Annotated in this window: 1 pseudogene; it reads left to right on the top strand. The window is 61.2% G+C overall.

Features of this window, described 5'->3' with window-relative positions:
- Nucleotides 1-1,136: pseudogene (locus tag NW827_RS04460) on the top strand (hypothetical protein); the annotation flags it as partial.

Raw genomic sequence — 1,136 nt, 5'->3', positions numbered from 1 at the left:
ACTGGCCGGCTCCGGATCCGAATAACAATGGCGCCGGTGTCCTGCGCTTCGACAACACCAACGGGGCCCAGAACCTGGGTGACAACACCAACCAGCCCGGCTGGCCGGATGTGTTTGCCCGCGACACCCTCTTTGAGCGCCGCAACAGCACCAATCCCAACTCCAATGAAGCCGACCGGACAGTAGGTCGGGGCGTGCCTGAGGTGCGGCAGTTGCGGGCGCCAGACACGGGCTATGCCAACTTCGGCGTGCGCATCTCCGCCTTGGGCAACCCGGTGCTGGATACCTCCCGCTGGGTGATGGTGGCTCCCATCGGGCCCTGCCCGAACCCTGGCGGCGCTGGCCTGCTGGCCGAGTACTACAACGGCTGGATCACCAACCCGCGGGATCAGTACAACCGCAACACAGCGTTTGCCATCACTAACGATAAAGACCGTTTGCTCTTAACTGATCCTGAAAACCTGCGCTACCTGCGGGCGGTGCGCTGGCCGGATCCGGTGTTCCCGGCACAGGGGGTGCCAGAGGCCATCGGTCAATACAACAACGGCTACACCAGCAGTGCGCCCCGCTGCAATGTAAATAGCAACGACAACAACGAACGCTGGGCCTGCGTGCGCGACGCTATCAGTAATGACGATGGCACCGTCAATCCAAGCAGCTTTGCCCGCAGCGGCCCTGGTTTCCCCTCGTGGGGTGGCTTCCAGTACCAGTTCGGTAACCGCACGAATATAGATTCCAACTCTCCCTTCAAGCAGCGGCTGTACAACAATTCCACTTGCAGCGGCTCTTTGTCTGATATTCTGCAGCCCCTTTGCCGCCTGTCGGTGCCGATTCTCGCGCCGCCGAATCGTTGGCAGGATCTTCTTCAGGAGCCTTGGCCACCTTTCATCCCACCTGATCCTAGTCCGGATCGCCGGGATCGCGGCGACTGGTTCTGGATGCCCAGTTGCGGAGAGCCGGACGGCAACATCGATGCGGATGACATCGGCTATTCCTATGTGCCTGTCGGCAACCCTCGCATTGGATACGACCTCACTAGGCCCCTCCCCAACGGACAGGGAACTAGCGAGCTCCGCCAACCATTCAACCCCAACCAGTTCAACTTCCTACGCTCCTGCTGGCGGCGCAGAAGCGGT

Origin of the sequence: Synechococcus sp. H70.1 (assembly GCF_047502705.1) — a bacterium.
GTDB lineage: Bacteria > Cyanobacteriota > Cyanobacteriia > Thermostichales > Thermostichaceae > Thermostichus.
This window is presented reverse-complemented; position numbering and strand designations above follow the sequence as displayed.